Origin of the sequence: Geomonas sp., assembly GCF_035254065.1 — a bacterium.
Classification (GTDB): Bacteria; Desulfobacterota; Desulfuromonadia; order Geobacterales; family Geobacteraceae; genus Geomonas.
In genome coordinates this window covers 1-5,206 of record NZ_DATFBA010000174.1, presented here as the reverse complement: position 1 = coordinate 5,206, position 5,206 = coordinate 1, and the positions used below count along the sequence as shown (strand labels likewise).

The window sequence follows — 5,206 nt, the reverse complement described above, 5'->3', positions numbered from 1 at the left end:
GCTGGGAGGGGTGAACTGGACGCTGGACTTGTTCCACTTGATAAGCGACGGGTAGAAGGGATAGAACTCCCGGTCATAATCGAAGACCGGAGACGCCGCCAGTGCCGGGGCGGCCGTGAAGGCCAGGAGAAGTGCAGACGTTACGAAGAGCAGAACACGTGGCTTGAGATTCATGATTCCTCCATCGAATAAGTGTATATCCACCATATCAGTGCCTAACCTAATACGTTGAGTGTCCGAATAAATCAATTAGACATTCCGAGATGTTGAGTATACACGAAAAGGAGTGGCTCGCATTTTAGCTCCCGAGCACGCTTGCCGTTGCAATCTCCCAAAACTCGCCGCCGGGTTCCCCCACCTGGCCTAAGATGGAAAGATTTTGCCGACGTTCCTGCATGATTTCCGGGCGCTAACAACAAAAGATCACCGGCTTTTCCCGCAATAATAAAGCCCGCTCCCAAAGCTGGGAGCGGGCCTTTTGGCGAAGCGGCCGGGTTGTCAGCTCTCTTTGCCCCCTACCCTCAGATGGTACGGCCAAGCGAGGATGCCGCCATCCATGAACTTCACGTTGCTGAACCCAGCGGCATCAAGGATCTTCTGGGCTTCATAGCCCCTAAGACTGATCTTGCAAAAGGCAACGATCTCCTTGTCCCGGGGGAGCTCATCCAGTTTTTCGCGCAACATGCCGAGCGGGATCAGGGTGGCCCCCTCGATACCCACCTCCCCATGCTCTGCAGGTGAGCGGACGTCCAGCAGGAGGAAATCTTCCTCCTCGTCGAGCTTCCGCTTCACCTCCCCGGCCGAGATCCCCCTGGCCTGGCCGGTCAGCTTGTTCTTCATGATGTCCGCACAGACGATGAGATTGTCCATGGCAGCAGCGTAGGGGGGCGCGTAGGCCAAATCGACCTGGGCCAACTGCTCGGCAGTCGCGTGGAAGGTCATGGCGGTCGCTGCGGTATCGATCCGCTTGTCGACGGCCCCCTCTCCGACCGCCTGCACGCCGAGGATGCGCCCCGTCTTGCGGTCGGCCACCATCTTGAGCACGATGGGCTTGGCGCCCGGGAAGAAATGGGCCCGGTCGGGAGCCGGCGAAATCACGGTCTCGACCTCGAAGCCATTGGCACGCGCCTCGGCCTCAGTAAGCCCGGTCTTGCCAGCATTGATGTGGAATATCCGGAGGATACTGGTGCCGATAACCCCGGCGAAGGTGGCCTCTCCCCCCGCGGCGTTGATGCCGGCAACCCTCCCCTGCTTGTTGGCCGTGCTCCCCAACGGGATGAAGACCTGTCGACCGGTGATCAGATGGGTAGTCTCACAGCAGTCTCCACAGGCAAAGATGTCCGGGTCGCTGGTGCGCAGGCAGGCGTCGACGGCGATGGCGCCAGTCGCCCCGATGGCAAGACCTGCGGCCTTGGCAAGCGCGGCGTTGGGGGTCACCCCCGGGGCAAGCACAACCAGGTCGGCGGCGACTTCCTGCTCGCCAAGCAGCACCTTCTCCACAGCATCTCGCCCCTGGAAGCCAGTGACCCGGGAGCCGGTCAGCACCGTCACCCCCTGCTGCCTCAGGTGCTTTTCTACCTGCAGGGCGATCTCCGGGTCGAGGAGGCCGGGCAGCAGTTGCTCGCGCATCTCCACCAGCGTCACCTGCAGCCCCTTCTGCCGTAGAGCCTCAGCTGTCTCCAATCCAATGAGCCCGCCCCCGACGATGCAGGCGCGGGCGCCGGCAACGGCACTTTCCTTGAGCAGGTCGGCATCTTCCAGGGACTTGACGGTGAGGATGCCGGGCAACCCCACCTTTTCCAGGACGGGGATGATGGGAGAGCTGCCGGTGGCCAGTATCAGGCGGTCGTAGTGAAGGGAGGAGCGCTCGGCCGTCGTGGTTTCCAGGAGGTCAACGGTCTTGGCACTGCGGTCGATGGCGATGGCCGCGGTATTGGTGCGGACCACAACCCCCTTGACCTTCTTGAAGAAGGCCGCGTCGCGCACCACCCCGACCGGGGTGCTCATCAGCTCCTTGAGCTGGGTGACCGTATCGGAAAGATAATAGGGGATGCCACAGGCGCCGTAAGAGATGAAGGTTCCGCGATCGACCACGGTGACCTCAGCAGCAGGGTTCAACCGCTTGGCTTTGGAAGCGGCCTTGGCCCCCGCGGCGTTGGCTCCGATTACCACTATTTTCATCTTCATCTCCCGATCTCCTCTGCGTCTGGGTCCGGCAACAGCGTTACCCCTGTATCATGGGGGAGTTTTGCGGCACCACAGAGAAGCGGCCACCTCGATGGCCGCCCCCGGACCTGCCGCCAGCAAGCTGAACCCTTATCTTCCGCGCCTCCAGCCGCTCCAGGCCGGAATCCCGCTGTCGTCGCGAAGCAGCAGCACCTGGTCGCCTTTTTTCACCTCCGCCGCGATGATGGCGGGTTTGCCGTCCAGCGTCACCCGAGAGCCCTTGACCTCGAGCTGGTCACCCTTTTCGATGCGGGTGTCGAGCCGCTCGATGTACCAGGCCGGACCGAGATGGATGGAGATCACCCCCGTTTCTGTCCTGAGCTTCAGATGGATTCCCGCCCCCATCCCCTTCATAGGGGTCATCCTCAGCACCTCGAGCACGCTGCCTCGGAGGGATTCCACCGTGGCGGGGTCGTAGAGCCGTCCATAGGAGCCCTGGGGGCCCCAACCGCCGCTACCTTGCCATCGACCTCCGGAGGCTGCCAGGGCCGAGGTGGCCAAAAGCAGGGACAGGCATATCAGCAAGATGCCAAACCGTGTCGTCTTCATCAGCGTTCCTCCTTGTCCGGGTTGAACTGCTCCTTCCCTACGGTGGTGTGTAACCGTTCAATTGTGCAGGGAACAACAGGGAAGTCAAACGCCTGGACTGCCTGCACCATGAACCTGCAACGATACAGGGAAAGATTCATCTCTCCCCTTTCGTGAACAATGAGACGACGATCGCGCCCGCAAGTCACTGCGACTGCGGATATCAGAAATTCCCTGGCCTCGCCGTCGACCCTCAGTTTGTCATCGCCGGTGACAACGATTTTATATACAATAATTTATATGTCAATATGCAAATCAGCTGCACTGCCGACTGCCTTTCGCCTCGGATATCGCAGCGGAACGGGGAGGTGGCAGGATTTGGGGGGACGTCGGCAGGCGTCCACGATGGCGCAGGTTCATGCAGGCTGGTATGATAAGGCTGAGCTGAACAGGCGCCCGTGTGTCCCGCCGTCTGCCGCTCGTGGAGAAGAAGATGAACAGAAAGTACAATCGTAGCACCGACGCACCGCTTCTCTTCTGCCTGATCGTTCTCACTGCCTACTGGGATTACCGCAGCGGATTCAGGTTCAGCCTTTTCCCGCTCTACCTGATCCCGGTGGCGACCATCGCCTGGTTCGACCGAAGGGCGGTCACCATGACGTTATCGCTTTTTGCCGGCGCCCTGGTCGTAATCAAAGATACCCTCTCCGGCTATTCCCGGGACAATACCTACCTGGTTTGGGACGAAGGGATTAAGGTCGTTCTGCTGCTCGTTATCAGCTACGGTGTTTGGAAAATCAGCAACCTACTGCGGGAAAAGGACCAGACCAACCAGGAACTGAGACAGGCTCTTTCGGAAATCGGGGAGTTGCGGGATATGATCCCGATCTGCGCATGGTGTCACTCGGTAAGAAACGACAAGGGATTCTACGAGAAGATCGAGGTTTACTTAAGCCAGCTTACCGGAGCGGACCTAACGCACGGCATCTGCCCTTCCTGCATTGAAAAGTACTACGGGGATCTGGCAAAGAGGGCGCAGCCTGGCGAGGAAGTGTCTAACAAGAGGAAGTGATCCTGAGCCTTGTCGAGCAAGAAGGCCTGCACATTGCGAGGCATCAACGATGAATGTCCTCGAGTTCACAGCAGTGATCTTTGCCGGTTCCGTCGCGGCGGGATTCCTGGGCGCACTGACAGGACTTGGGGGCGGCGTGGTGATCGTCCCCATGCTGGTCCTGCTCTTCGGGGTGGACATCCGCTATGCCGCGGGAGCGTCCCTGGTATCGGTTATCGCCACCTCCTCCGGGTCGGCCGCCGCCTACGTCCGCAAGGGGTACACCAACGTCCGGATCGGCATGTTCCTGGAGACCGCCACCACCATGGGGGCATTGGCAGGGGCCTTTCTGACCACCAGGCTGCGTCCATCGCTGGTCTCCACCGTGTTCGGCATGGTACTGCTCCATTCAGCCTACCTCTCCTTCACCACCCGCCACCAAGTCGAGAAAATCCAGGCCCCCGACCCCCTGGCGACTCGCCTGCGCCTGGATGGCAGCTATCCGACATCGGAGGGGGCGGAAAGCTACCGTGTCCAAAACGTACCGGCCGGTTTCGCCCTGATGTTGGTAGCGGGCACCCTGTCCGGGCTGCTCGGCATCGGCTCCGGCGCCTTCAAGGTGCTCGCCCTGGACCGCGCCATGCGCATCCCCTTCAAGGTGGCTACCACCACCAGCAACTTCATGATCGGGGTCACCGCCGCTGCCAGCGCGGGGGTCTACCTGAACCGGGGCTACCTCGATCCGGGGCTGGCCATGCCGGTGATGCTCGGGGTGCTGATCGGCTCGCTTCTGGGAGTGCGCCAGCTGTTCAAGCGGACCACCACCCTGCTGCGCGCCGTCTTCAGCGTGGTGATACTCTTTCTGGCCGTGGAGATGATCTACAACGGCATCACCGGGAGGCTCTAGCATGCCGAAGGGGAGCGAGAAATGGACGGAGTACCGGTCGGAGTCGATCATCGCCGGCCTGCTGAAAAGCGGGGTGGTGCTGGCAGGTGCGGTGGTGCTGGCGGGGGGGCTTCTTTTCCTGCACCGCTACGGGACCACCCTTCCCGATTACCGTGTCTTCCGCGGGGAACCCTCCGATCTGCGCAGCTTGCAGGGGATCCTGGGGGACGTGGCAGGGTTCCATAGCAGGGGGATCATCCAGCTCGGGCTCCTGGTCCTGATCGCCACTCCGGTCTCACGGGTCGCCTTCTCGATCTTCATGTTCCTGGAGCACCGGGACCACCTCTACGTGATGATCACCCTCTTCGTGCTGGTCCTGCTGCTGTACAGCCTTTTCGGGGTGACCGGCTAAGGCGGGAGGCTGCGTCGTCCCCTCTCGCCAGACCCTATTCCCATACCCTCTGGTGATCACCTCTCCCGCAACCCATCCTCACCCTGTCCCTCCCCTTGAAGGG

The 5,206-nt window shown here is 61.1% G+C and carries 5 protein-coding genes; 3 read left to right on the top strand and 2 right to left on the bottom strand.

All coding sequences use genetic code 11. The features are described 5' to 3' along the window. Positions 1-498: 498 nt before the first annotated feature. A complete protein-coding gene (locus tag VJ604_RS08515; protein ID WP_324081574.1) occupies positions 499-2,187 on the bottom strand; it encodes an FAD-dependent oxidoreductase in 1,689 nt (562 codons plus the stop codon). Positions 2,188-2,316: 129 nt separating this feature from the next. Further along, the gene (locus VJ604_RS08510; RefSeq protein WP_324081573.1) at positions 2,317-2,775 is read right to left on the bottom strand and encodes a MamS/MamX family magnetosome protein; all 459 of its coding nucleotides are present in this window, start codon (positions 2,773-2,775) and stop codon (positions 2,317-2,319) included. Between the two features lie 472 nt (positions 2,776-3,247). Between VJ604_RS08510 and VJ604_RS08505 the strand changes: the two genes are divergently transcribed. The 3 genes from VJ604_RS08505 to VJ604_RS08495 are packed head-to-tail and all read left to right on the top strand — an operon-like array spanning position 3,248 to position 5,103. Beyond that, the gene (locus VJ604_RS08505; RefSeq protein ID WP_324081571.1) at positions 3,248-3,826 is read left to right on the top strand and encodes a hypothetical protein; all 579 of its coding nucleotides are present in this window, start codon (positions 3,248-3,250) and stop codon (positions 3,824-3,826) included. Positions 3,827-3,875: 49 nt separating this feature from the next. Then, positions 3,876-4,712: a sulfite exporter TauE/SafE family protein gene (locus VJ604_RS08500; protein ID WP_324081569.1), complete on the top strand. Its 837-nt coding sequence runs from the start codon at positions 3,876-3,878 to the stop codon at positions 4,710-4,712. A gap of 1 nt (position 4,713) precedes the next feature. Continuing rightward, on the top strand, positions 4,714-5,103 hold the full coding sequence (locus tag VJ604_RS08495) for a DUF1634 domain-containing protein (RefSeq protein WP_324081567.1): 390 nt from the start codon (positions 4,714-4,716) through the stop codon (positions 5,101-5,103). The last annotated feature ends 103 nt before the right edge of the window (positions 5,104-5,206 follow it).

Coding starts and splice junctions, on each gene's coding strand:
- VJ604_RS08510 (WP_324081573.1), bottom strand. CDS start 2,775: ATGAAGACGACACGGTTTGGCATCTTGCTGATATGCCTGTCCCTGCTT.
- VJ604_RS08505 (WP_324081571.1), top strand. CDS start 3,248: ATGAACAGAAAGTACAATCGTAGCACCGACGCACCGCTTCTCTTCTGC.
- VJ604_RS08495 (WP_324081567.1), top strand. CDS start 4,714: ATGCCGAAGGGGAGCGAGAAATGGACGGAGTACCGGTCGGAGTCGATC.
- VJ604_RS08515 (WP_324081574.1), bottom strand. CDS start 2,187: ATGAAGATGAAAATAGTGGTAATCGGAGCCAACGCCGCGGGGGCCAAG.
- VJ604_RS08500 (WP_324081569.1), top strand. CDS start 3,876: ATGAATGTCCTCGAGTTCACAGCAGTGATCTTTGCCGGTTCCGTCGCG.